The 23,707-nt window shown below is 72.1% G+C and carries 28 protein-coding genes; 16 read left to right on the top strand and 12 right to left on the bottom strand.

Features of this window, described 5'->3' with window-relative positions; translation table 11 throughout:
• The first annotated feature begins 3 nt into the window (after positions 1 to 3).
• The 10 genes from ACGF3I_RS01110 to ACGF3I_RS01155 all read left to right on the top strand — a co-directional run bounded on the left by ACGF3I_RS01110 (position 4) and on the right by ACGF3I_RS01155 (position 8,492).
• Positions 4 to 1,317 (top strand): low temperature requirement protein A, encoded by a 1,314-nt coding sequence (locus ACGF3I_RS01110; RefSeq protein ID WP_393128390.1) that lies wholly within the window; start codon positions 4 to 6, stop codon positions 1,315 to 1,317.
• A gap of 29 nt (positions 1,318 to 1,346) precedes the next feature.
• Positions 1,347 to 1,586: a hypothetical protein gene (locus tag ACGF3I_RS01115; RefSeq protein WP_393128391.1), complete on the top strand. Its 240-nt coding sequence runs from the start codon at positions 1,347 to 1,349 to the stop codon at positions 1,584 to 1,586.
• Between the two features lie 83 nt (positions 1,587 to 1,669).
• The gene (locus ACGF3I_RS01120) at positions 1,670 to 1,936 is read left to right on the top strand and encodes a hypothetical protein (protein WP_393128392.1); all 267 of its coding nucleotides are present in this window, start codon (positions 1,670 to 1,672) and stop codon (positions 1,934 to 1,936) included.
• 193 nt (positions 1,937 to 2,129) lie between these two features.
• Positions 2,130 to 2,291 (top strand): hydrophobic protein, encoded by a 162-nt coding sequence (locus tag ACGF3I_RS01125; protein WP_393128393.1) that lies wholly within the window; start codon positions 2,130 to 2,132, stop codon positions 2,289 to 2,291.
• Between the two features lie 205 nt (positions 2,292 to 2,496).
• Entirely contained in the window at positions 2,497 to 2,865 is a 369-nt protein-coding gene (locus ACGF3I_RS01130) for a PRC-barrel domain-containing protein (protein ID WP_393128394.1), read from the top strand.
• A gap of 225 nt (positions 2,866 to 3,090) precedes the next feature.
• The gene (locus tag ACGF3I_RS01135; RefSeq protein ID WP_393128395.1) at positions 3,091 to 3,837 is read left to right on the top strand and encodes a class I SAM-dependent methyltransferase; all 747 of its coding nucleotides are present in this window, start codon (positions 3,091 to 3,093) and stop codon (positions 3,835 to 3,837) included.
• A gap of 653 nt (positions 3,838 to 4,490) precedes the next feature.
• Complete coding sequence (locus tag ACGF3I_RS01140) at positions 4,491 to 4,808, top strand: hypothetical protein (RefSeq protein ID WP_393128396.1); 318 nt, start codon at positions 4,491 to 4,493, stop codon at positions 4,806 to 4,808.
• 149 nt (positions 4,809 to 4,957) lie between these two features.
• A complete protein-coding gene (locus tag ACGF3I_RS01145; RefSeq protein ID WP_393128397.1) occupies positions 4,958 to 6,577 on the top strand; it encodes an alpha/beta hydrolase in 1,620 nt (539 codons plus the stop codon).
• A 194-nt stretch (positions 6,578 to 6,771) separates the two neighbouring features.
• Positions 6,772 to 7,749 (top strand): alpha/beta fold hydrolase, encoded by a 978-nt coding sequence (locus ACGF3I_RS01150; RefSeq protein WP_393128398.1) that lies wholly within the window; start codon positions 6,772 to 6,774, stop codon positions 7,747 to 7,749.
• Positions 7,750 to 7,829: 80 nt separating this feature from the next.
• Positions 7,830 to 8,492, top strand: a complete 663-nt coding sequence (locus ACGF3I_RS01155) for an NAD(P)H-binding protein (protein ID WP_393128399.1) — start codon at positions 7,830 to 7,832, stop codon at positions 8,490 to 8,492.
• A 20-nt stretch (positions 8,493 to 8,512) separates the two neighbouring features.
• On the opposite strand, the gene ACGF3I_RS01160 is transcribed toward ACGF3I_RS01155, so the two are convergent.
• Complete coding sequence (locus ACGF3I_RS01160) at positions 8,513 to 9,376, bottom strand: NAD(P)H-binding protein (protein WP_393129083.1); 864 nt, start codon at positions 9,374 to 9,376, stop codon at positions 8,513 to 8,515.
• Between the two features lie 97 nt (positions 9,377 to 9,473).
• On the opposite strand from ACGF3I_RS01160, the gene ACGF3I_RS01165 reads away from it, so the two are divergent.
• On the top strand, positions 9,474 to 10,223 hold the full coding sequence (locus ACGF3I_RS01165) for a TetR/AcrR family transcriptional regulator (protein WP_393128400.1): 750 nt from the start codon (positions 9,474 to 9,476) through the stop codon (positions 10,221 to 10,223).
• A gap of 32 nt (positions 10,224 to 10,255) precedes the next feature.
• Positions 10,256 to 10,702 (top strand): cytidine deaminase, encoded by a 447-nt coding sequence (locus ACGF3I_RS01170; RefSeq protein WP_393128401.1) that lies wholly within the window; start codon positions 10,256 to 10,258, stop codon positions 10,700 to 10,702.
• A 51-nt stretch (positions 10,703 to 10,753) separates the two neighbouring features.
• On the opposite strand, the gene ACGF3I_RS01175 is transcribed toward ACGF3I_RS01170, so the two are convergent.
• Positions 10,754 to 11,623 carry an MBL fold metallo-hydrolase gene (locus tag ACGF3I_RS01175; RefSeq protein WP_393128402.1) on the bottom strand — a complete coding sequence of 290 codons (870 nt, stop codon included), beginning with the start codon at positions 11,621 to 11,623 and terminating at the stop codon, positions 10,754 to 10,756.
• A gap of 121 nt (positions 11,624 to 11,744) precedes the next feature.
• Positions 11,745 to 13,685, bottom strand: a complete 1,941-nt coding sequence (locus ACGF3I_RS01180) for a hypothetical protein (protein WP_393128403.1) — start codon at positions 13,683 to 13,685, stop codon at positions 11,745 to 11,747.
• Positions 13,686 to 14,043: 358 nt separating this feature from the next.
• Between ACGF3I_RS01180 and ACGF3I_RS01185 the strand changes: the two genes are divergently transcribed.
• A complete protein-coding gene (locus ACGF3I_RS01185) occupies positions 14,044 to 14,232 on the top strand; it encodes a hypothetical protein (RefSeq protein ID WP_393128404.1) in 189 nt (62 codons plus the stop codon).
• Here the strand turns inward: ACGF3I_RS01185 and ACGF3I_RS01190 are convergent.
• Positions 14,207 to 14,701 (bottom strand): GNAT family N-acetyltransferase, encoded by a 495-nt coding sequence (locus tag ACGF3I_RS01190; protein ID WP_393128405.1) that lies wholly within the window; start codon positions 14,699 to 14,701, stop codon positions 14,207 to 14,209. The two genes, ACGF3I_RS01185 and ACGF3I_RS01190, sit on opposite strands and share 26 nt — an antisense overlap.
• Before the next feature lie 307 nt (positions 14,702 to 15,008).
• Positions 15,009 to 15,182 (bottom strand): CsbD family protein, encoded by a 174-nt coding sequence (locus ACGF3I_RS01195; protein WP_393128406.1) that lies wholly within the window; start codon positions 15,180 to 15,182, stop codon positions 15,009 to 15,011.
• A gap of 224 nt (positions 15,183 to 15,406) precedes the next feature.
• On the opposite strand from ACGF3I_RS01195, the gene ACGF3I_RS01200 reads away from it, so the two are divergent.
• Positions 15,407 to 15,568, top strand: a complete 162-nt coding sequence (locus ACGF3I_RS01200) for a hydrophobic protein (protein WP_393128407.1) — start codon at positions 15,407 to 15,409, stop codon at positions 15,566 to 15,568.
• Positions 15,569 to 15,801: 233 nt separating this feature from the next.
• Here ACGF3I_RS01200 and ACGF3I_RS01205 read toward each other — a convergent pair whose 3' ends face one another.
• Positions 15,802 to 16,677, bottom strand: a complete 876-nt coding sequence (locus ACGF3I_RS01205) for a SigB/SigF/SigG family RNA polymerase sigma factor (protein WP_393128408.1) — start codon at positions 16,675 to 16,677, stop codon at positions 15,802 to 15,804.
• A 616-nt stretch (positions 16,678 to 17,293) separates the two neighbouring features.
• On the opposite strand from ACGF3I_RS01205, the gene ACGF3I_RS01210 reads away from it, so the two are divergent.
• Positions 17,294 to 17,728, top strand: coding sequence for a nuclear transport factor 2 family protein (locus tag ACGF3I_RS01210; RefSeq protein WP_393128409.1), 435 nt, complete (start codon positions 17,294 to 17,296; stop codon positions 17,726 to 17,728).
• 30 nt (positions 17,729 to 17,758) lie between these two features.
• Here the strand turns inward: ACGF3I_RS01210 and ACGF3I_RS01215 are convergent, their stop codons facing one another.
• The 5 genes from ACGF3I_RS01215 to ACGF3I_RS01235 form a co-directional block, all read right to left on the bottom strand.
• Positions 17,759 to 18,922 carry an oxygenase MpaB family protein gene (locus tag ACGF3I_RS01215; protein ID WP_393128410.1) on the bottom strand — a complete coding sequence of 388 codons (1,164 nt, stop codon included), beginning with the start codon at positions 18,920 to 18,922 and terminating at the stop codon, positions 17,759 to 17,761.
• Positions 18,923 to 19,032: 110 nt separating this feature from the next.
• Positions 19,033 to 20,085 (bottom strand): polyprenyl synthetase family protein, encoded by a 1,053-nt coding sequence (locus ACGF3I_RS01220; protein ID WP_393128411.1) that lies wholly within the window; start codon positions 20,083 to 20,085, stop codon positions 19,033 to 19,035.
• Entirely contained in the window at positions 20,078 to 20,362 is a 285-nt protein-coding gene (locus tag ACGF3I_RS01225; protein WP_393128412.1) for a polyprenyl synthetase, read from the bottom strand. The genes ACGF3I_RS01220 and ACGF3I_RS01225 overlap by 8 nt, the downstream gene beginning before the upstream one ends.
• A gap of 214 nt (positions 20,363 to 20,576) precedes the next feature.
• The gene (locus ACGF3I_RS01230; protein ID WP_393129084.1) at positions 20,577 to 20,939 is read right to left on the bottom strand and encodes a DoxX family protein; all 363 of its coding nucleotides are present in this window, start codon (positions 20,937 to 20,939) and stop codon (positions 20,577 to 20,579) included.
• Between the two features lie 15 nt (positions 20,940 to 20,954).
• The gene (locus ACGF3I_RS01235; RefSeq protein WP_393128413.1) at positions 20,955 to 21,449 is read right to left on the bottom strand and encodes a cupin domain-containing protein; all 495 of its coding nucleotides are present in this window, start codon (positions 21,447 to 21,449) and stop codon (positions 20,955 to 20,957) included.
• A gap of 80 nt (positions 21,450 to 21,529) precedes the next feature.
• Here ACGF3I_RS01235 and ACGF3I_RS01240 point away from each other — a divergent pair, with 80 nt between their 5' ends.
• Entirely contained in the window at positions 21,530 to 22,381 is an 852-nt protein-coding gene (locus ACGF3I_RS01240; RefSeq protein ID WP_393128414.1) for a LysR family transcriptional regulator, read from the top strand.
• A gap of 46 nt (positions 22,382 to 22,427) precedes the next feature.
• Here the strand turns inward: ACGF3I_RS01240 and ACGF3I_RS01245 are convergent, their stop codons facing one another.
• Positions 22,428 to 23,558, bottom strand: a complete 1,131-nt coding sequence (locus tag ACGF3I_RS01245) for an FAD-dependent oxidoreductase (RefSeq protein WP_393128415.1) — start codon at positions 23,556 to 23,558, stop codon at positions 22,428 to 22,430.
• Positions 23,559 to 23,707: the final 149 nt, after the last annotated feature.

Genomic DNA, 23,707 nt, shown 5'->3' on the forward strand with positions numbered 1-23,707 from the left:
GCCGTGGCCGAGACATACGCGAACACCCCGCTGCCCCCGGAATCCCTGGTGACGACGCACGGCGGGGAGCGTCACGCCTCCTGGCTCGAGCTCTTCTTCGACCTCGTCGCGGTGGCCGGCGTCGCCCAGTTGGCGCACCTGCTGCACGGTGAGCCGGGGTGGCGCGACGTCGGCCTCTACGTCGTGCTCTATCTGGCGTTCTGGACGAACTGGCTGTCGCTCACCCTGTACGGCAACGTCGCGGGCGAACGCACCCGCACCCGCATCCTGCTGATCGGCATGTTCGGCCTGACCGTGATGGCAGCGGCCGTGCACGGCGTCCAACAGGGCGAGCGGGGCACGGCGTTCGCCGTCGCGTACGCGGCCACGCGCCTGCTCGGCGGGAACGCTTTCGGCGACCGGCGGGAGATCCTGGTCGACTGGCCGACGGTGTCCTTCACCGCGGGCGCCGTGCCGTGGACCGTGTCCATCTTCGTCCACGGCCCGGCGCGCCCCTGGCTGTGGGCGGCCGGCGTCGCGATCGACCTCTACGTCACCTTCGTGTTCTCCAGGGAGCATCTGCTGCACGCCCTGCGCCACCGCGCCGAGCGCCACCAGAAGCGGGAAGCGGCCCGAGAGGCGGAGCAGAAGCGGGAGGCGGAGCAGGAGCGGGAGCGGACCGCGGGCCGCGAGAAAGCCCCGGAGCGCAGCCGGGCGGTGGCCGTCGCGCACACCGACACCGAGCACCTCTCGGAGCGGCTCGGCCTGTTCTCCATCATCGTGCTGGGCGAAGGCGTCTACCAGATCGTGCAGTCCGCCTCCGGCGCCCACTGGGGCCGGGGCCTCTACGTCACGGTTCCGGGCGCCTTCCTCCTCCTCGTCCTGCTGTGGTCGCTGTCCCTGAACCGGGGACGCGGCGGCATCCCGTGCCTGGGCCCCGAGGCGCCGCCGACCCGGGTCCTGCTCGGACTGCACTGCTTCGTGACCGGCGCGGTCGCGGCCCTCGCGGCGGGGCTCGGCGTGCTGGTGGAGCACGCGGACGGCGGGCTCCCGCGCCATACCGCCTGGATGATGGCGACCGCTCTCGGCACCTATCTCGTCATCGCGGCGGGACTTACGCACTGGAGTGCCTCGCGCGGCGTTTCCCGACTGCTCATCGCCACACTGCCCGCCCTGGCGCTGTGCGCGCTCGTCGGCCTCAGCGACGGCACGGGGCGACGACCCGCGGTGCTCGTGTGGCTTCTGGTGCTCGCGGCGGCGTGGTTCTCGGGACGGCTGCGGAGCGACACGCCGGGCCCTCGTGCCCGCAGGCCCGCCTCGGCCGTTGGACAGCCGTGACCTCTTCCGGCGGCCACGGCCGCACCCCAGTGACCTTTGCCTCCCTCTCCGACGCCTACTGGCTCGACACACCCCTCCTCACGCGCCCGGCGGAGCGCTGTGTGCTGTGCGACCTGTTGCGCGGCGCCGACGACGCGGCGGTGCCGGGCGGCGCGTACGACGGCGCGCCCGCGTCGAGCCCGTTCGGGAGCTGGGGCCGTACCGTCCTGCTCGTTCTCGCCCTGACGGCGATCGTGGCCGCCCTGCTCTCGGTCGTGCACGGCCGCTGAACGCGCGCGGCCCGGCCGAATCAGCCCCCGCCCCCGGGGTACGCGGTTCGGGACGAACCGCCTACCGAAAGCGAGGACCCGTCGTGAGTGACCGCAGGCCCGAAGGACCGGGAGACGCCGGCGCCCCCGTGCCCCAGCCGATACCCCACGATCTGCCGGACCAGCAGGCGGGCACCGAGGGCGACCACGATCCGTGGGACGCCCCCGAATCCGCCGAGGGCAGCACCCGCGGCCAACGGCCCGACCCCGAGATCCCGGACACGGACGAGGCGGGCACGGGCCGCAGGGGCGCCCCGCATTCGGGCAGCAAGCGCCCCGGCCATCCCGTGCCGCACGAATCGACGGGCTGAGCCCCTCGCAGCGCCGCCCCGTCGTCCAGGGCGGCGTTTCCATGCGCGCAATTGCCGGCAGCGCCGGCAGGGCGCGCGCGACCGCAATGGGCGCGGCCGGGGCATGTGCCCCGTGATACGGAAGAGAAACTCGATCATTTCCGTGCATGCCCGCCCCGCGCCGGGGCACCTGGCTCCACGGAGGTTGATAACTATGGTTCCCCTGCTTCTCGTTCTTCTGCTCGCCCTGATTCTCTTCGGCGCCGGATTCGCCCTGAAGGCGCTCTGGTGGATCGCGATCATCGTCCTGGTGGTCTGGCTGATCGGCTTCATCGCTCGCCCGAAGGGCAGTAGCGGCCGCTGGTACCGCTGGTAGACGCGGTGTAGGCCCTGGCCGACGGCTCAGGAAAATGCCCGCGGGAAATGTCCGCGGGCCGCGGAAAGCAATGAACGGCAATAGGTGCAATAAGCGGCAATAGGCGGTACGGGTACCCGCCCCGATAAAGGGGCACCCCACCGTCATTCGCCAAAACCGGGTGAATTCCTGGTGTGCACGCTCGATGAATGAAGGAGTTGACGTCATGTCCGACAGCATGTGGGGTTACCGCGAGACGTCCGGCCGCGTGGCCGGAACCGATCTCACGGGGTACAAGGTCGAGGCGACGGACGGCTCCATCGGCAAGGTCGACAAGCACTCGGACGAGGCCGGATCGGCCTACCTCGTGGTGGACACCGGTCCCTGGATCTTCGGCAAGGAGGTCCTCCTGCCCGCCGGCACGATCGAGCGGATCGACACGGACGAGCGGATGATCTACGTCGACCGCACGAAGGACCAGATCAAGCACGCCCCCGAGTTCCACCGCGACCAGCACCTCGGCAACGCCGGTTACAACGAGGAGCTGCACACCTATTACGGGTCCGGCGCCCCGTTCGGCGGCAGGCCCGCCTGACCGAGCCGGACGACGACGCCGAGGGGCGGCCACCCACGATGGGTGGCCGCCCCTCGGCGTCGCGCAGGCACCCTCAACCGGCAGCCCGAGCAGGCGAGTTCGTGCGTCCACCGGACGGCGACTCATGATCTTTGGAGCTTCTGCCAGTACGGGCCCGCTGCCCCGTATGGAGAGACTGCCGGGAGCCCGAGCCACCGCGAGGGCACCTGACGGGAGGAGTGTGCGATGAGCACGCGGGAGATGTACGACCAGATCGGCGAGGCGTTCGAGGGCTTCAAGGCGCTGCCGCTGGCGCAGTACGTGGAGGCCCCCAGCTTCCTCGGCATGGTCGGGGACGTCGCCGGCAAGCGGGTGATCGACCTTGCCTGCGGGACCGGCTTCTACAGCCGCGAGCTGAAGCGGCGCGGAGCCACCGATGTGTTCGGCATCGACATCTCGGGCGAGATGATCGCCGCGGCCGAGGGGATCGAGCAGGCGGAGCCGCTGGGGGTGCGCTACGCGGTCGGCGATGTGGCCGACTACGCCCCGGAGGAGGAGCCCTTCGACGTGGCGACCGCGGTGATGCTGCTCAACTACGCGGAGACCGTCGAGGGGTTCGAGCACCTGTGCCGCAAGGTGCACGCGAGCCTGAAGAGCGGCGGCGAGTTCTTCATGCTGCACCAGACCCCGGACTACGACTTCGACGGGCCCTCTCCGCGCCCGTACGGCTTCCTCACCGAGCTGACCGGAGAGCAGTCCGAGACGGGACCCCGAGTGCGGGTCACCGCGCTGCTGGAGGGTGCGCCGATCACTTTCACGTCCGGCCTCGCGCGCCGCGAGGTGTTCGAGACGTGTCTCGCCGGGGCCGGCTTCCGCGAGATCACCTGGGTGCCGACGCAGGTGTCCGACGCCGGCATCGCCGCGTACGGCGACGCGTTCTGGGACGACTACCGCGCCAACCCGGCCTTCGAGATGCTGCGCTGCCGCGCCTGACGCACCGCCGGGTCCCGGCGGCCCGCATGCCAAGGGGGAGAGTGGGCCCCCGGCACCGGACCGTCGGCACGGGGTGGCCCTGCGAACGAACATCCGCGACGGGATGCTCGCGGGTGTCCCGCCAACGGCCCCGCACGGGGCACCCGAGCCCGTTTCCCATGGTCGGGACGCCTGTGTCGAGCGCCTCCGCACGAGTGCAACAGGGACGCAGTTGCAGCAGTGGGGCGGCCCGCACGGGTGACGGGTGTGTAGGGCTCCGCCCGGCGGGCACGCGTCACTCCATGATGTTCACGACGCTCATCCTCGTGCCCGTCGTCCTCGCCCTGGTACTCACCTGGCACCACCCCCACCACAACCGCCACCGCCGTTAGCGTTCGCAAGGCCGCGGGCCATGCCTGCGCCATCGCGGTGTGATGAGCACGTTTCTCACACCAAGGAGTGAACGGGCGTCGGCCCAGCTCGACTTGGGCCTCCTGTCCCCGCTACGAAGATCACCCATCACCGGAGATCGTCGAAGAGGGGTGGCCGTGCGCCCGGTCCGTCTGTTGTTCATCGTCTGTGCCGGACTGCTCACCACGGGGTGCGTCACCGTTCCGAACAAATCCCCACATTCCCCTGGGGAGTTGGCGCCCGAGGGGGGCCGGTTCGTAGCGGTGTCCCCATGGCCCGCCCAGCCGCCCACCCGCGAGACGCTGGCTCCGGAGAGCGGGGCCGGCCCCGGCGTCCGCGCCGCCGCGAGTCCCGTCCAGCCCCGGCCGGCCGTTCCCGACCGTCCGCACCTGCCGCTCGACGACTCCAAGCGTGGTCACGGCAGGGCCCGGGCGGCCGAGCGGGACCACGCGCCGGCGCCACGTCACCACCAGGACCGGCGTCCGCCCGCCTACGACCCCGGACAGGTCTGCGCATGGGCCCAGGGCACCGGCTTCGACCCCTCGATCGTGCGCGCCTGCAGGGAGCAACTCGGCCACTGAGCGCGCACGTTGGCCTGTCTCGCCCGGCAACCCGCCCACGCCGGGCGGGGGTTCGAGCTCCGCTCCCCCACCCCCGGACCGCGTCACGACTTCATAACGTCCCGTCCGCTCTCTAGCTGTAACATTTCACATGTCACACCATGCTCCTCATGAGAAGAATCATCGCCCTGCTCTCGGCCGTCACGGCCGTGGCGGCCCTCACCGGAGCGACCGCGAGCGCCGCACCCGACCCCTCTGCCGCCGAGGACAGCGGCCAGGGAAAGCTGGTCTGGAGTTCCTGCCACGACTCGGACACCCCCGAGCTGCAATGCGCGCTGCTCGACGTGCCGGTGGACTACGCCCATCCCCACGGCCGCAAGATCAAGATCAAGGTGAACCGGCTCCCGGCCACCGCCCCCAAGAGCAAGCAGCAGGGCCCGATCCTGCTCAACCCGGGCGGCCCCGGCGACTCCGGGCTGTGGATGCCCGCCTACATCGCGGGCCAGATCCCCAAGGACGTCGCCTCGACGTACGACTGGATCGGCTTCGACCCGCGCGGCACCAACGCCAGTGAGCCCCATGTCACCTGCGACGCGCACTACTTCGACGGCGAGCGGCCCGACTACCAGGTGAGTCAGGGCACGTCGAAGGCGTGGCTGGCGAAGGCGGCCGGGTACGCCGCGAACTGCGCGGCCGACTGGTCCTGGCTGCTGCCGCACATGACCACCGTCGACAGCGCCCGTGACATGGACAGCATCCGCCGCGCGCTCGGCGCGCCGAAGATCAACTTCTATGGCGGCTCCTGGGGCACCTCACTCGGCTCCACCTACGGCCAGCTCTTCCCCGGCCGCGTCCGCCGCATGGTCCTGGACAGCATCGTGGGCCCCACCATCACCTGGTACGACCACAACATCCTCCAGGACAAGGAGCACCAGCGGCGCTTCGACGCCTTCGCCGACTGGGCGGCCAAGGCCGATGCGGTCTACCACCTCGGTACCGGCCGGGCAGCGGTCGAGCGGGCATACGCCCAGGTCGAGTCCGCGCTGCGGGCCGCCCCGGTGGACGCGTCGCCGGCGCCGGGCAAAATCGGGCCGGCCGAGTTCGAGGACACCTTCTACGGAGGCGGGTACAACTTCCTGCGCTGGCCCCGGATGGCGACCGTGCTCTCCGCCTATCTCACCCGCCACGACACCCGGCCGCTGAACACCGCCTACAACCTGTACGCGGCACCGGGCGCCGACGACGGCACCTTCCCCGCGTACAACGCGGCGCAGTGCACGGAGAACGCCTGGCCCCGCGACTGGGAGGTCTGGAAGAAGGACCAGGCCAAGGTCAACGCGTCGGCGCCGTTCTACACGTACAACAACATGTGGTACAACGCCGCGTGCATGTTCTGGCCCTACCAGGGGAACCAGGACGGCCGTATGAAGATCACCGGCAAGGGACTGCCGCCGGTGCTGCTCTTCCAGGCCACCGAGGACGCCGCCACTCCGTACCAGGGCGGCCTCGCCATGCACGACGCCCTGCCCGGCTCCAAGCTCGTCGTCCAGAACGGCGGCAGCTTCCACGAGATCCTCTTCCACGGCAACGCCTGCCTGGACGACACCTTCACCGACTACCTGCGTGACGGCACCCTGCCCGGCGGAACCGGCCGCATCGCCAAGACCTGCGCCCCCGAGGCCGATCCCGCGCCGGTCTACGTGACCCCGCCCCCGGCGCTCGGCCGCAAGAGCGCCGTCGCCCCGCTGTCGCCCACCGACCCCGAGGCCGTCCACGGCGTGCTGCGCTAGGGGCCTCGCCAACCAGGCCCGGCGCGGCGGCCGTTGGCCCTCGCGGTCCGCGGCCGCCCCACGTGTTCTTCGCCGGGCCGGCGAACGTCCCGGCGAGGTCCGGCACTCCTCGCGCGGGTCCGGCGTTGAACCGGAGGGGCGGCGCGGTCAGGCCCTCCCGAGGCACCGCAGTCCGACGCTCGTGGAGGGCACGCATGGCGCAGCACAGCACGGAGCTCACCCACCGGACGGTCCGCGCCCCCGGCGGCCGGATCCACCTCGTGGAGCAGGGGGCGGGTCCGCTCGTGCTGCTCGTCCACGGCTTCCCGGAGTCCTGGTACTCCTGGCGCCATCAGCTGCCGGCGCTGGCCGCGGCCGGGCACCGGGCCGTCGCCGTCGATGTCCGCGGGTACGGCCGCTCGTCCAGGCCGAGCGCGGCCTCGGCCTACCGGATGCTCGACCTGGTGGAGGACACCGTCGCCGTCGTGCACGCCCTGGGCGAGGAGTCGGCCGTGATCGTCGGGCACGACTGGGGCGCGGCCATCGCGGCGCACTCGGCGCTGCTCGAACCGGAGACCATCCGGGCGGTGGGGCTGCTGAGCGTCCCCTACACCCCGCGCGGCGGGCCGCGCCCCAGCGAGCTGTTCGCCGCGATGGGCGGCGACGAGGAGTTCTACGTCTCGTACTTCCAGGAGCCCGGCCGCGCCGAGGCCGAGATCGAGCCGGACGTACGCGGCTGGCTCGCCGGTTTCTACGCGGCGCTGTCCGCCGACACGATGCCGGGGCCGGATGCGCCCGATCCCCACTTCGTGGGCCGGGGCGGCCTGCTGCGCGACCGCTTCCCCGCAGACCGCCCGGCGTGGCTCGGCGAGGCCGAACTCGACTTCTACGCGGCCGAGTTCGAGCACACCAGCCTCACCGGGGCACTGAACCGCTACCGCGCCATGGACCGCGACTGGGAGGACCTCGCCGCATACGACGGCGCCCCGGTCACCCAGCCGTCCCTGTTCATCGGCGGCGGCCGGGACGCCTCCACGGTGTGGCTCTCCGATGCGATCAAGGCGTTCCCCACGACGCTCCCGGGCCTGATCTCCGCACACGTCCTGGACGGCTGCGGGCACTGGATCCAGCAGGAGCGTCCGGCCGAAGTCAACGCCATCATCACCAACTGGCTTTCTTCGCTGCCCCTCTGACGGCTCATCAAGAAGTAGTGGGCTTCGCACAGATCGAGATTCTCCGGTGGAGGACGGTACCGGCACATAGGGTCGGTGCCATGCGCATTGTCATCGCTGGTGGTCATGGTCAGATAGCACTGCGGCTCGAACGGCTGCTGCACGCGCGGGGGGACGAGGTCGCGGGCATCGTCCGGCGGGCCGAGCAGGCGGCGGATCTCCGGGCGGCGGGTGCCGAGCCCATCGTGTGCGATCTGGAGTCGACGTCCCCCGACGTGCTCGCGACGCACCTCAGGGGCGCCGACGCGGCCGTCTTCGCGGCCGGGGCGGGACCCGGCAGCGGGGCCGCCCGCAAGGACAGCGTGGACCGGGCGGCGTGCGCCCTGTTCGCGGACGCCGCAGAAGCCGCAGGGGTACGCCGCTTCCTCGTGGTGTCCGCCCTCGGTGCGCGCGACGCGCCGGCCCCGACCGGCTCCGGCTCCGTCTTCGCGGCCTATCTGTACGCCAAGGCGGCGGCCGACGCCGACGTCCAGGCGCGGGCCGGGCTCGACTGGACGATCCTGCGTCCGGGGCAGCTCACCAACGGACCGGGTACGGGCCTGGTGACCCTCGCCGAGTCCACGGGCGGGGGCGCCATCACCCGCGACGACGTGGCCGCCGTACTCGCCGCCCTCCTCGACGAGCCCCGGACGGCGGGACGGACCCTGGACCTCATCGGTGGAGTCGTTCCGGTGGACAAGGCCGTGGCCGCCCTCACGGGCTGAGGCTTCGGCCCGCCGGGCGCTCAGCCCTGCGACAGGTGCTCGCGCAGCACCGCTTCGACGGCGACGGGTTCGCGGCCCAGGAGAGTGGCCAGCGTCGGGTCGACGGTGCTGAATTCACCGGCGCGACTCGCGGCGAAGATGCCCAGGAGTTGGTCGGCGGTCGGGGCCGGCACGCCCTGGTGCACCAACTGGTCCCGGAAGTCGGGGTCGTTGAGGGTGTGCCTGGTGATGGCGCTGCCCGTCAGGTCGGCGGCCATCGCGGCGAGGTCGTCGAAGTCGAGGGTCCGGCCCGCGGTGAGTGGCGGGGTCGGGCCCTCGAAGCGGCCTTCGTCGGTCAGGATGACGGCCGCGGCTTCGGCGAGGTCGGCGTGCGCGGTCCAGGCGACGGGCCCGTCGGCGGGCAGCGCGAGACGACCTGATCGTGCGGCGTCGCCGAGGAAGTGCATCGCGCTGGAGGCGTAGAAGCCGTTGCGCAGCGAGGTGAACGGCACACCGCACGCCCGGAGTTGGTCCTCCGTCGCCGCGTGGTCACGGCAGGCCTGGAAGTGCGAGCCGGCGCCGGCCCCCATCTGGCTGGTGTAGAGGATGCGGCGCGCGCCCGCGGTGACGGCGGCCTCGATCGCGGTGCGGTGGCGCTCGACGCACTCGTCACCCATGGCGTCGACGGAGACGATGAGCACCTGCGTGGCGCCCTCGAAGGCGTGCGCGAGGCCGACGGGGTCGGTGAAGCTCCCCTGCCGTACGCGTATCCCGCGCTCGGCCAGGTTTCGTGCCTTGTGCGGGTCGCGGACGCTCACGCCGACCTGGTCCGCCGGTACGCGCGCGAGCAGCCGCTCGACGACCTGGCGTCCGAGCTGCCCGGTGGCTCCGGTCACGATGATCATGATGTGTTCTCCCACAGCTGCGATGTTTCCGATGGAATCATCTTCACGGTAACACCGATAATTCCCTTGGTACCAGTGATGCCATAGCATCGGTTCCATGCGCTCACACCGAGGCGGCGGCGGGAAGTCCGAGGCCGTGACACCCGACCCCGCGCGGCCCGCCCCGGAGCAGACCCCTCGGACGCGGGTCATCGAGGCCGCGATCGCCCTGCTGACAGACGGGGGGCGCGACGCGGTGACCACCCGCGCGGTCGCCGAGGCCGCGGGCCTCCAGCCGCCGGCCATCTACCGCCTGTTCGGTGACAAGGACGGACTGCTCGACGCGGTGGCCGAGCACGGCTTCGCCGCGTTCCTCGCCACCAAGCGCGTGGACCCCGACCCGCCGGACCTCATCGAGGACCTGCGGGCCGGATGGGACGTCGCCGTCGAGTTCGGCCTGGCCAACCCCGCCCTCTACACGCTGATGTACAGCGAACCCACCCGGGCCTCGTCGGCCGCCTTCCGGGCCGGGATGGAGGTCCTGACGGGGCGCGTACGGCGGCTGGCCGCCGGGGGGTGGCTCCGCGTCGACGAGGAACTCGCGGCCCAGATCATCCACGCGACAGGGCGCGGCGCCGTGCTCACCTGGCTGTCGCTCCCCCAGGAGCGGCGCGATCCCGCCCTGTTGACGAGCCTGCGCGAGGCGATGGTCGCCGCGGTCACCCGCCAGGCCCCCGCCGTGCTGGAGGCGGGCCCGGCCGGCGCCGCCCGCGCGCTGCGCGCGGCCCTGCCCGACCAGACGCGGCTCAGCGGCGCCGAACAGCACCTCCTGCGGGAGTGGCTCGACCGGCTGGCCGCCGACAGCTGACCGACCCCGCGTCTTCCCACGAGAGAGAGTCCATGAACACGCAGCTCCACCCCGCCCCCGTCGACCACGAACTGATCGAGGCCGCCGCGCACATCGCGCGCACCCGGTGCCGCGGCGACAACCACACGATGGCGGCGGCGGCCCGGGCGCGCGACGGCCGCATCATCACCGCGGTGAACGCCTACCACTTCACGGGCGGCCCCTGCGCGGAGCTGGTCGTCGTCGGAACGGCCGCGGCCCAGGGCGCGTACGAGTTGGACACCATCGTCGCGGTCGGCGATCGTGACCGGGGCGTCGTCCCGCCCTGCGGCCGGTGCCGCCAGGCGCTGCTCGACTACTTTCCGGACCTGCGCGTCATCGTCGGTGCGGGCGAGCGGCTCCGGTCCGTACCCATCGCCGAGCTGCTCCCCGCGACCTACGTGTGGGCCGACCACCAGCTCGATGAGACTCCGGCGGATCCGGCCGACGCGACGCGCTGACGCCCGGTGCACGGCCACGCGGCGGTCGCTCGTCACGGCCGGCCGCCGCCATCACCAGCGGACGGCCGTGAAGTCGACGGGCCGGGGTTCGAGGAGGCCCGCGCGTTCGGTCAGCGACCGCAGGCGGCGGGACATCTCATCGGCGGGCAGGCGGCGGCGGTCGCCGTGGCCCGGCAGCACCCACTCGAACCGCAGCCGCTCGGCCGTCCTGGCCAGCGAGGCCGCCAACTCCTCGATGGAGTACCAGGTGACGCTGTCGACGACCTCCAAGTCCTCGGTGGCGCGCGACCAGTAGAAGCTGTCACCGCTGAAGCAGTACCGTTCGTCCGCGAGATAGAGCACGCTGCCGCGCGTGTGGCCCGGCAGCGGGTGCGCGGTCACCCCCGCGCCGATCTCCACCGGATCGAGGCCCCGGATGATCCGGTCGGCGTCCGGGGCCGCCTCGATGTCCCCCTCGTGGATCCACAGGCGCGCACCGAAGTGGTCCGCGTAACTGCGGCCGTGCGCCGCATGGTCCCGGTGGGTGAGTAGGACGTCGGTCACCGGGCCCAACTCGGCGTAACGGTCGGCGAGTTGACTGCTCCAGCGCGGAGTGTCGATCATCATGGACGTACCGGAGGGCCGCAGCAGCAGATACGCGTTGGCGCCCGCCGTCTGCTGGGAGTTGTGGCCGCAGATCAGGACGCCGTCGTCCAGCCGCATCGGGAACGGGTCGAGCGCCTGGTCCACGCGCCCCGAGGTGCGGCGGATCGAACGGGTGGGGCAGGCGAAGACGGCGGCGTGGAGGCGGCGCGACTCCTCCTCGTCGTTCGGCGGACGCAGCATCACCGACTTACCGTCGGCCTCACCGATCAGTCCGGGTGCCAACTGGCGGGCGACATCGCAGTTGGTGCAGCGGTCGTCCACGAACCAGTCGTCCATGACAGGGCTCCTTCCGCAGGGGCGCGCCCCGAACGGGCCGCCACGGCTCCGCTCAGGATCTCCCGTCACCTCGCCAAGTCACAGCCCCGACAGCCCTTGTCGTTCTCGCACAGGGCTGCTCTCACTGCACGCCGTTGAGGGTCTTTCCGCTGGTCAGAGCGCCGTTGAGGGTGACAGGGCCGGCCGGGGACCGGACGGCGAGTGTCGGGCCCGCGGCCTCGGCGCGCACCGGGGCGCTCACGGTGATGCGGGTGACGGCGCGGCTGCCGGCCGCGAGGAGGTACGGCGTGCCCGCCGGCGTGCTCCAGTGCGCGGCGGCCAGGACGTGCTGGTTGAAGCGGCTGCAGTACGAGCTGTTCGGCAGATCGGCGACCAGGGTGCCGGGCTCCCCCGGCGCCGTCGTGGGCGGCTGGAACCGCACGACCGCCCGGCCCGGGCCGTTCCAGGTGTCGGCGCGGGAGCACAGCCATGCCGCCTGGCCGGCGTTCTCCGGGAGTTGCTGTTCGGCGAAGACCCAGTTGTTGACCGCGCGCACACCCCCGCCCCGCGCCGACCGCAGCGTACAAGCCGTGTGGGACCAGCTGACGAGCGCCGCCCCGCTGGTGGCCTCGCGGGGCTGACGGGCCGGGGCGCCTGCACCCGGAGGCGGGGTGTAGGTCAGGTGCACGGGTGACAGGTCGCCGAGGTCGGTGAGGAGAAAGGCGTGCTTTTCGGCGATCCGGTCCGACGAACGCAGTTGCAGGGCGGGCCAGTTGGAGCACGGACCGGTGAGGCCGGGGGCCGCCACCGCGTCGCTGACTCCGTCGTCGGCGACGTGCAGCGGGCGGGCCGCGCTGTCGGGCCGCAGCAGATCGCGCGTGGTCGACTCGGCGACCCAGGGGGCGAGCAGGAAGCGCGTGCGCCCGCCGGTCCTGGCGAGGACGAGGGCCGCCGCCGTCGTGACATCGGCATTGTCGGCGCGCGCGAAGTCCAGCACGGGGGGCTGTCCTGCCGTCTCCGCATAGCGCACGACGCGCTCACCGTCGCGCAGGACGACCACGTCCGTCTCGTCCACCCGCCCCGCGTACAGGAGTTGGGGGGTTTTCGAGGAGGGGCCCGTCGTCGCGGTACCGGGAGCGGCCGAGGTGCGGACGCGGGTGCCGGGACGCGCCCAGGCACCCAGCGCGCGGCTCAGCAGCCCCCGGTCGTCGGTGCGGTCGCCGCGCGCGGGCCAGACCGTGAAGTCGATGCGCGCACTCGACTGCCAGGCCGTGTCCGGCGCGCGCACCAGGGAGGCCGCATCGGCGGCGCCCGCAGCGGTGGCCGAGCGGCCCGCCGGATCCGGTGACGTGCCCGCGTCCTGCCCGCTCCGACTCACGGTCAGGGTGGCCGCGACCACCAGCGCGAGCGTGCCTCCCCAGCGCCGCCAATGCCGGCGCCGCAACAGGTCCGTCGGCCTGGCCTGCACCGTGCACGGGTCGAACTCGACCGAGTCGAGCAGGAGTTGGGCCCGGGCCGCGTCCTCGGGACCGAGTTCCGCGGCGGCGCGCAGTGCGGCGTCCGGGTCCGCGACCCGGGCCGCCGCGAGGACTTCGGCGGCGGCCCGCGGGGCGTACCCCTCCAGATGCCGCAGCACGAAGGCCGCCCGGACGGCGGCGGGCACGGCCGCCAGCTGTTGGTCGAGGGCCAGTTCGTCCGCGCCGCCGATCCGGGGCGTCAGACGCAGCCCCCAGACGGCGGGCAGGGTCGGCCGCGGGGCCCAGCGGCGCCGGACGCCGGCATGGTCGTAGGACAGGGCGCCGCCCACCACACGCCGGACGATCCAGTCCAGGGCCGGGCTGGAGTCGCCGCGCTGGGCCGGCACGGAACGCCTCCGCCACCCGCCCGGCCGACCGGGCAGTGCGCCTTGTACCACGGCGTGCGCGGCCAACACGCGTCGGTGGCGGCCGAGTTGGGGCGGCAGGACGAGGTAGGCCAGTCGGACGAGGCCGGGATAGTGCTCGACGAGCGTCGCCTCCGCGAGGCCCAGAGCGGGCGGGGACGCGAAGTCCCGGGGGGAGCGCTCGCGTTGAGGGGCTGGCATGGTGGGCACCTTCCCGGAGGCGGACGGGGGACGATGCCCTTCAAACGAGCGAATCGGATGACAGTCACATCACCGGCTCCCTCCCCGGCGAACCGGTCGGCCCCGCCGGGCAGGGGCACCGCCTCGTCCCCGCCCAACCGGCACGGTCGGCCCGGGCCGGGCCGGGCCACCGCCGTCCCTGCCCAACCGACACGGCCGGCCCGGGCCGGGGCACACCTCGTCCCCGCTCGACCGGCGCGGTCGGCCCCTGGCGGGTGCCAATCGCCGCACGGCCGGAATTCACCCGAACAGCCTGCTGGAGAGGCGCGGGCCACCCAGCAGTGGTGCCGTGGAGTGCTCCCCCAATAGGAGGACTGCCATGTACGAAATGCATGTCGGCACGGCCGTCTCCGGCACCCGCCGGGTCTGGCACGTCGTCGCCCACGACCAGCGCGCCACCTTGTGCGGCCGCCCCCTCGAACCCGTCGAGGACACCCAGACCGACCACCACTGCCTGCCCTGCATGTCCGCGTTCCAGCGCCTCATGCAGGCTGCTCAGCCCGCCTGAGTTCGTCGAGCCCGTCGAGGTTCTTCGTCAGGAACGTACTGTTCGGGTCGGGCCGGTAATCGGCGAACGGCCCGCACGGCAGGAACCCGAACTTCGCGTAGAGGTTCCTCGCCGGCAGGAAGAAGTCGGCGCTCCCCGTCTCCAGGCTCAGCCGCGTGAACCCCATGCGCCGGGCCTCGGCGATGATGTGCCCGAGGAGCCGAGAGGCGACCCCGCTCCTCTTGCGTGCCGGGGCCGTCCGCATCGACTTCAGTTCCGCGTGGGCCGCGTCGAGCCTTTTCAGCGCACCACAGGCGACCACCGTGCCCGCGTCCCGTGCGGTCCAGAACGTGATCCCGGGCCGGCGAAGCGCATCAAGATCGAGGGCGTGTTTGCTCTCCGGAGGCGAGATGGACTGCATCTGCCGGACGTGTTCGTCGAGGAACCTCGCGACCTCAGGGCCGGAGAGGTCGTCCACCGCGATTCTCACCTTGATCGTCCTTCTCCCGCTGGCGTGGGGGCGCAGGTGCCGTCTCGCGCTCCTCCGCCGGCACCCGGCCGAGAAATGGGCCTCCCGGCGCTGGGTGAGTCTGCCACGGCCCCCGGGGACGCCCTGAGGACGGGCCGGGGGGTCCGAGGACGGGCGGCCCGATGACGGCCGACCTGGCGCCGGCCGGCCCGGCACCGCGCGGGCACGGAAAAGGGGCCGGCCGATGTTCTCGGCCGACCCCACTCCCATGTCCCCACCACTCTCGCACCGGCCGCTGCACGGACCGCCGCCGGCGCGGTGAGCGCGGTCAGTGCTTGAAGACGTCCTTGACCTTCTCCTTGGCCTGACGGGCGTCGCCCTTGGCCTGCTCGCCGCGGCCTTCGGCCTCCAGGCGCTCGTTGCCCACGGCGCGGCCGGCCGTCTCCTTGACCTTGCCCTTGGCCTGCTCGACCTTCGACTTGCTCTTCTCATCGCTGGACACAAGAACCACTCCCACAAAATTGGCGTCAACCTGCGACAGCAGTACACCTCGCCGGAATCCGCGCTTCTAAACGGTGGGATCCACAAACAATCTTCCGGCGCCCCGGCCACCCACCAATTCCACGCCAATGGATTCGGACGCCGGGAGCGGGGAATATGGATCAGGCCGAAGTGATGGGTGACGGGTGTCCTGCGGGGCACACGGCGGACTGGAGGTCGATTTCCATGGTTCCCCTTCTTCTCGTTCTGCTGCTCGCGCTGATTCTTTTCGGCGCGGGCTTCGCACTCAAGATCCTGTGGTGGGTCGCCATCGTGGTCCTGGTGCTGTGGCTGATCGGCTTCGTGGCCCGCCCGCGGGGTGGGAGCGCCCGCTGGTACCGCTGGTAGCCGTACACATCGACCGCATCGCGTGAGGGGCCGGACCGTAAAGGTCCGGCCCCTCACGCGTGCGTGCAGAGGTGCGTGCTCGAAAACCGCACCGCACGGCGCATCATGGCAGCAGTACGGGAATGGCGGCAGCAACGGCAATGGCGGCAGCACGGAAAAAGAAAACGATGCCGGCCGAGACGAGTCGGCCGGCACCGTATTCCGTGAGTGCCGCGGTATGCAATGGGCGAGGCTCAGGCGGTCGCAGTGGCGCCGCTCGTGGTCTCCAGCATTCCCGCGCGCAGCTTCGCCACGGTGCGGGAAAGGAGGCGGGAAACCTGCATCTGGGAGACGCCGAGTTCCGCGCCGATCTGGCTCTGGGTGAGCTCCTCGCCGAAACGCAGCTGCAGCAACAGGCGCTCGCGGTCGGTGAGTTCGGCCATCAGCGGGGCGAGCGTCTGGAAGTCCTCGACGAGGTTCATCGCCGGGTCCTCGGCGCCGATGAAGTCCGCGAGGGCGGCCTCGCCGTTCTCCTCGTCGCCCGAGAGAGCGGCGTCCAGAGAGGCCGAGTTGTAGCCGTTGGCGGCCATCTGGGCCTCGACGACCTCGTCCTCCGTCAGGTCCATCAGGGCGGCCAGTTCCTTGACCGTGGGCGAGCGGTCGAGGCGGCTCTCCAGCTCCTCGCGGGCGCGGGCCAGCTCGCTGCGACGCTCCTGAAGGCGGCGCGGAACGTGCACCGCCCACGTGGTGTCGCGGAAGAAGCGCTTCATCTCACCGACGATGTACGGCACGGCGAAGGTGGCGAACTCGGTCTCGCGGGAGAGCTCGAACCGGTCGATCGCCTTGATCAGGCCGATCATGCCGACCTGGACCACGTCCTCCATCTCGTCCGCGAAGTTGCGGAAGCGGCGCGCCGCGAAGCGCACGAGGGACATGTTCATCTCGATCAGCGTGTTCCGCGCGTACTGGTACTCGGCCGTGCCCTCCTCCAGCACTCCCAGACGCTCGAAGAACTGCCGCGAAAGGGCCCGCGCGTCACGAGGCGCCACCTGCGCCGGGACCTCGATCACCGGCAGTACCCGCGTCTCGTGGCCGGTCTCCGGCTCCGCGGTCCTCGTCCCAGTCGCCATGGCAGTCACAGCCACTCCCCTCCTCGTCCCCCGAACAATGTGCACGTAGGCCGCCTGCCCGGGACTCACGGATTCATTCCCCTCAATTTCGATTCCGGTCGTCGAGGGTACGGGACCGGCCGCGATGGGCCCCAACGGGGTTCTCGGCGCGCGCGAGCGCTGACCCGCGCGAGAGGCCCTGCCGTACGCGGAGGAGAGGCGGCGCTGCCTGCGGGCCCGCCGCTCCCGGCGCGCCGCATGAGGCCCGGGCGCAGGGGCGGGCCGGCTCCCGCCCCGTTACCGGGGCTGCACCGCGTGGAGCGCGACGGGCCGTCCGGTTCCCCGTCGCTGGCGGCCTCGCCGGTGACTCCGCCGGAGGCGGTCTCACCGTCACCACCTGCCTCGCCGCCCGTGACGCGGGGCTCCCGATGCCCGCCGGCGTCCTCGACGAAGCCGACGAGGCACTCGACCGCGCGGCCCACTTCCTCACCCGACGCACCCGCGTGCCGGCCCCGGCCACGACGGCCGCCTCATCGACGACCACGACGGTGGCGACGAACGAACTGACCTCCGCGGGCCGTCGCGCGGGCCGCCGGGCGGGCCGTGGGGGCCGTGGGGGCCGACTAGCCTGGCGTCCATGACCCTGGCCGGCCACGTCACCGCGGTGAGTAACCTGATCGCCCGTTACGCCGAACTCGTCGACACCGGAGACTTCGCCGCTGTCGGCGGCCTCTTCAGGTACGGCGCGTTCGTCGGCAGGGGTGAGCCCGCGCGCGGCGCGGAGGCCGTCGAGCGGATGCTGCGGGACACCGTCGTGGTGTACGAGGACGGCACGCCGCGCACCCATCACGTCACCTCCAACCTGGCGGTCGAGGTGGACGAGCAGGAGGGCACCGCCACGGCGCGTTCCTATGTCACCGTCTTCCAGGCCCTCCCGGGCCTCGCCCTCCAGCCGGTGGCGGCGGGCCGCTATCAGGACCGCTTCCAACTCCGCGACGGGAGTTGGTGGTTCGGCGAGCGCCGGGTGACCGTCCACCTGGTCGGCGACGTGAGTGGCCACCTCATGTCCTGAGACCCTCGGCTCCACCGTTCGACGCCCGGATCAAGGAGAGACCGTGGCGGCGGGCGGTGTCCAGCGGTGGGTGCGGGAGACCGTTTCGGTGACTCCGAAGTCCTTCTTCAGCTGTTCGGGGATGGCGTAGTGCATGACGCGTCCGCGGGTGAGGGAGGACAGTTCGAGTACGGAGGTGAGGTGGCCGAGCCGGTCCAGGGCCCAGGCCCCGAGCGGGGAGTGGTCCTCGATGCTCTCCAGGACGCCCAGGAGGTGGGGCACCGCCTTGACGACCGTGTCCCACCGGGTGCGGGGCACCTGGAGCCAGTCCGCGCAGGTGTCGCCGACGAGGTGGCGGATGAGGGCGGAGACGATCGGGTCGAAGAAGGTGCCCGGCACGATCTCCTCGTAGAGGTCGATGAGCTGCCGGGTCAGGTGGACTCCCTCGTCGGACGGCCCCATGTGCCGCACCATGTACAGGTCGAGGAACTCCCGTGCTTCTTCAAGGGACTTGGGGACCGCCTCCTGGTCGATGCCGAGCATCGCGCCGACCACGCGCCACGCGTAGTAGTACGCCTCCGCGCCCTCCGTCGACATGTGGATGCCGAGGCGGTGCAGGCTGTCCAGGACGAGCATCGAGAAGAACATCTGGCCGCCGATCATGTCCTCCTGGCAGATCGGCGTGCCCAGGGTCTCGGTGTCCCAGCGGTTCTCGCGCTTGAGGTGGTGACGGATGGAGGCGTGCAGGAGGCGCACCTTCTGCGCGGCGGGGATGAAGCGGCTGCCCGCCTCGAAGGCGTCGGGCTGCATCAGGTAGACGGTGAACTGGCCGGTCTCCGCCATCCGTTTCGAGGGGTACTTGAGGCCGTGGGTGACGGACAGCAGTTGCGCCACGTGCGGGACGACGTAGCACGCGGGCATCGACGCGAAGGACAGGGCGGTGGAGATGTGCACGTTGTTGTCGATGAAGAACAGCCGTGCCTTCTCCATCTCCCCCCAGTCCACCCAGGCCGGCGGGGCGCTGGTGACCTGGAGGTACTCACGGGCCACATCGGGCAGCCCGTCGGGCAGCGGTGCGCCGACGCTGGAGACGTAGCGCATCAGGGTGTTGAACTTGCCGACCTCGCCCCGCTCGAAGAGCGTGGCCACGGTGGCGTCGGCCAGCTCGTCACCGCTGCGGCGCAGCGCGTCCATGGACGACTCGGTGTAGGTCATGACAGGGCTCCTCGTCGTGTTTCTCGGTGGGGGCGCAGTAGCGGGCGGGCGGCGCCGATCGCGCGTGACGCCTCCGCTCGGCGCCGGCGGGTCCTGGCTCGTCCCGCGGGTCAGGACAGGCGGACGGCGGCGGAGCGGGCCAGCGAGGTCAGGGCGGCGGTGGCCGGTGCCGGGGCGTTGAGGTCGTGCAGCACACCGAGCGCCTCCTCGACCCGCGCGGTGATCATCGCTTCGATGCGGTCGGGCGCCTTCAGGCGGCTCATCAGCGCGCGGACCTCGGCCGGCCCCTCGCCGTGCGGATCCGGACGGCCCAGGAGCGCCCTCAGCTGCCGCCGCTCGTCGGCGTCGGCGAGGCGCCAGGTCTCGGCGAGCAGGGCGGTGGGCCGGTGCCCGCGTACGTCGTCGTCGGTGGCCTTGCCGGTGCGTTCCGGGTCCCCGAACAGACCGAGCAGGTCGTCCCTGAGCTGGAACGCCTCGCCCAGGGGGAGGCCGTAGCCGGAGAAGCCCTCGCGCAGCCGGTGCCCCGCCCCGGCGAGGGCGGCCCCGATCAACAGGGGCTGCTCCACGGTGTACTTGGCGGTCTTGTACCGGATGACTTTGAGCGATGCGGCGGTGTCGGGATCGGCCCCGGTGCGCAGGATCTCCAGGCATTCGCCCGCGATGAGGTCGCGGGCCAGGGCCGACCACAGGGGCCGGGCGCGCGCGAGGTAGGCGGCCGGCAGGCCACTGCCGGCGAACAGCTGCCCGGCCAGCGACATCAGCAGATCGCCGACCAGCATGGCGAGCGATCTCGCCGTCTCGACCGCCCGCGGCCCAGGACGTACGGCCCCGCACAGGGCGATGTGCGCGGTGGGGCGGCCGTGGCGCAGCGGGCTGTCGTCGATCAGGTCGTCGTGCACGACCGCGGCGGCGTGCACCAGCTCCATCGAGGCCGCGGCCCGCACCAGCGCGTCGCTGTCCGGCTGCCCCACCGCACGCCAGCCCCAGTAGCAGAACGCCGCCCGCAGCCGTTTGCCGTCGGCGACCGCCGACTCGACCTGCTCGGCCACCGGCCCGAGGAGCGGGTCGATCGCCGCGAGCCGGCCCGCCTCCTCGGCGACGAAGCCCCGCAGCACCTCGTCCACGCGGACCTTGAACGCGGCCGGATCCCAGCGGTCAGACATCGCGGGCGGCCCGCCGGGCCAGGGCGTGGCGGGCCAGGATCTCCAGATGGGCCGGCGGAACGGCCACGTACCGGTCCACCACCAGGCGGCCGCGCGCCACCAGATCGTGTTCGGCGTCCGCCGCGAGTTCCGTGGTGTCGGCGCGGCGCAGCAGGCCCCGCACCGTGCCCAACGCCGAGCCGATCGTGCTCACCGCCAGATCGGCGAGCCCGGCCGCGAGCAGCACCGCCCGCTCGTCCAGACCTCCATCGCGCCGCTGTCCCGCTTCCCGCGCCATCACCACTCCCAGCCCCTGTACCCCCGGGTGCGGCGCCGTCCTGCGCCGCGGGACCAGGATCGCGGCGCACCCGGCGCCCGGTCGCGGGAACTCACGATCGGGGGATCATCTCGCTTGCCCGTGCGGGCCCTGGACGGCGCGCCTACGGAGCCGACGCACGCCCCCGATGCGCGTCCACGGGTTACGTCTCAAGCGTGCGCCCCCCGAGGCACCCTCAACTCCCGCTCATAGATGGCCAGATGGCGATTCCCGCGAGTGCGAGCAGAGCGATGTTCAGCGCGACCTGGCGGTCCCCGCGTCGCAAGTGGACGCCGGTGGCGGCCAGTTGGAGGACCGCGAAGCCGACGACCGCGACCGCCGACAGCCATGGCGCGATGCCGGTCGACCGCGGCAGCACCAGCCCGAGCGCGCCGAGCAGTTCGACCGCTCCGACGGCCCGGACCGCGGACATGGGGGTGTGGTCCACCCAGGCCATCATCGGCCGGAGCCGCTCCCGGCTCCGGAACACCTTCAGGCCGCCCGCGTAGCAGTAGAACAGGGCGAGCAGGACGGCCAGGATCCAGTAGACGACGTGCATCATCTCCGTCCCCTCTCAGGCGAAGTCGGCGGCGGGCTCGGTGGCGTACCGGCTCATCGTTCGGATCGTTGCCTCGGGGCTCGGGGCCCGGCCCCCCGCGATCATGTCCTGGAGGTCCCTGAAGTACTGGACGTAGAGGTCCGGTGTGAACGTGCTGAGCATGACGGCCGGTTGGCCGGTGACGTTGGCGAAGGTGTGCGGCGCTCCGGTCGGGACCATCACCAGGGTGCCGGCGGACGCGTCGTAGTCGCGGGTCCCGACGGTGAAGCGCACGCTGCCGGAGATGACGTAGAAGCCCTCGTCGTGCTGGGCGTGGCGGTGCTGCGGCGGCCCGGGCGTGTGCGGGGCGAGCACCGACTCGGCGATCCCGAGGCGGTGCCCGGTGTTGCTGCCGTCCTCCAGGACGCGCAGCCGTGTGGTGCCGAGCACGATCGTCTCGCCGTCCTGCGGACCCACCACCGATACGGCGGGGTCGGTGGTCGGCTCGGTGTTTTCCGGTGTGTCGGTCATGCCCCGATTCCAGCGCCGGGGAGCCGCGGCCGTCCAAGACCTGTTCCGCGCCGCCGATACCGAACGGGTATCGTCGCAGGATGGAGCTACGTACGCTGCGTTATTTCGTCGCGGTCGCCGAGGAACTCCATTTCGGCCGGGCCGCCCGCCGCCTGCACATGAGCCAACCTCCGCTGAGCCGCGCCATCAAGCAGCTGGAGGCCGAGTTCGCCGCCCCGCTGCTCGAGCGCTCACCGAGCGGCGTCCGCCTCACTCCGGCCGGGGCGGCGCTGCTCGACGAGGCACGCGCCGTGCTCGCGCGGGCCGACCGGGTCCGCGCACGCGTCGCACGGGCCGCCGGTGCCACGGCGCTCACGGTCGGCATCCTGGGTGACAGCGGCGACCCGCGTGCCCGTCGGCTGGCCGACGCGTATCGCCGGCGTCACCCGCACGTCGAGGTCCGGGTGCGCGAGACCGATCTGACCGACCCGACCTGCGGGCTGCACGCGGGAGGTGTCGATGTCGCGCTGACCCGCGCGCCGTTCGACGAGACGGGCCTCGGTGTCACCGTGCTGCGCGACGATCCGGTCGGTGCGCTGCTGCGGGCCGATGACGCACTGGCCCGCCGAAGCAGTCTGGAACTGGCCGACCTGGCCGATCGGCGCTGGTTCCTCTTTCCGCCGGGCACCGATCCCCTCTGGCAGGACTACTGGAACGGCGGGGTGCGGCGCGAGGGCCCGGTGGTGCGGGCCGTTCAGGAGTGCCGCCAGGCCGTGCTCTGGAACGGCACGGTCGGGGTGACGATCCTGGGCCACGCGCCCGGCGAGGGCCTCGCCGTGGTGCCGCTCACCGACATGGCGCCCAGCAGCATGGTGGTGGCCTGGACCGAGGGGGACGCGAACCCCTTGATCCGCTCGTTCGTCCGTACCGCGATCGCCGTGTACCGGGACTGACCGGGCGGCCGGCAGGCATCGGCTCGGCCCCGCGGGGCCCACGCGCTCAGCTCTTCGTGGACAACTGCTCGCCGATCATCTTGAGCACGGCCTCGGGCGAGTCGTCCTCCGGGTCGAAGTCGAGGCCCTCGAAGGTGACGACCGCCGAGGCGCGGGCGAACATGGCCTCCTCGTGCGCGACGAGGGCGGCTTCGATGTCGGCGGGGTGCGCGGCGATGGCCCGGGCGAGTTCGGCGCCGTCGAGCATGGCGAGATTGGCGCCCTCACCGTTGGGCGCCGAGAGGTGGGCCGCGTCGCCGAGCAGGGTGACGCCGGGCACGCGGTCCCAGCTGTGGTCGCCCGGCAGCGCGAAGAGGGGGCGCAGGATCGGGTCCGTGTCGGACTCGGTGATCAGCCGGACGATCTCGGGGGCCCAGCCGTCGAACTCCTCGGCTATGCGGGCCGTCGCCGCGGCGGCGTCGGTGAAGTCGATGGCGGAGAACCACTCCTGGGGTTCGGCGATCCCCACGTAGGCGTGCAGGGTGTCGTCCTTCTCGCGGTGGGCGAAGATCTCCCGGCCCGTCCCCGTCACGACCATGGATCCGCTCCCGACGGCCATCGCGGCGGCGGGGTGGCGGTTCTTGCCGTCGAAGAGGTACGTCTCGACGACCGACCTCCCGGTGTACTCGGGCACGGCGCCGGAGACCAGCGGCCGGACCTTCGACCACGCGCCGTCGGCGCCGACCAGAAGGTCCGTGACGACGGTGGCGCCGTCGGCGAACGTCACCTCGTGCCGGCCCTCGCCGAGGGAACGGGTGCCGCTGACCTTGTGCCCCCAGCGGACCGTGCCCTTCGGCAGCGAGTCGAGCAGCATCTGCCGCAGGTCGCCGCGCTGGGCCTCGGGGCGCCCGCCCGTGCCGTCGTCGGCCTTGTGGAACAGGACGTTGCCCTGCGGGTCGAGCACCCGCATCGCCTGCCGCCCCTCCAGGACAAGGCTCTGGAACTGCTCCACCAACTGGGCTGCTTCCAGAGCCAGTTGCCCGTTGTAGTCGTGGATGTCGAGCATGCCGCCCTGCGCGCGGGCGTCCGGAGAGGTCTCGGCCTCGTAGACGGTCGACTCGATGCCGTGCAGGTGCAGGACGCGGGCCAGCGTGAGTCCGCCGAGACCGGCTCCGATGATCGTGACGGGGGTGTGCATGAGGGTCGCTCCTCTGGGTCGGGGCCACCGCGACGTTCCGCGGCGGCCGGTTCCCCCACGGTGCCGAGCCCCGCCGACAAACAGCCGACAACGACCGACAGGCCCCGACAAGGGGCCGACAACCGGGGGGCGCGGGCCCGGGCCGTGTC

Origin of the sequence: Streptomyces sp. NPDC048111 (genome assembly GCF_043202815.1) — a bacterium.
Lineage (GTDB): Bacteria > Actinomycetota > Actinomycetes > Streptomycetales > Streptomycetaceae > Streptomyces.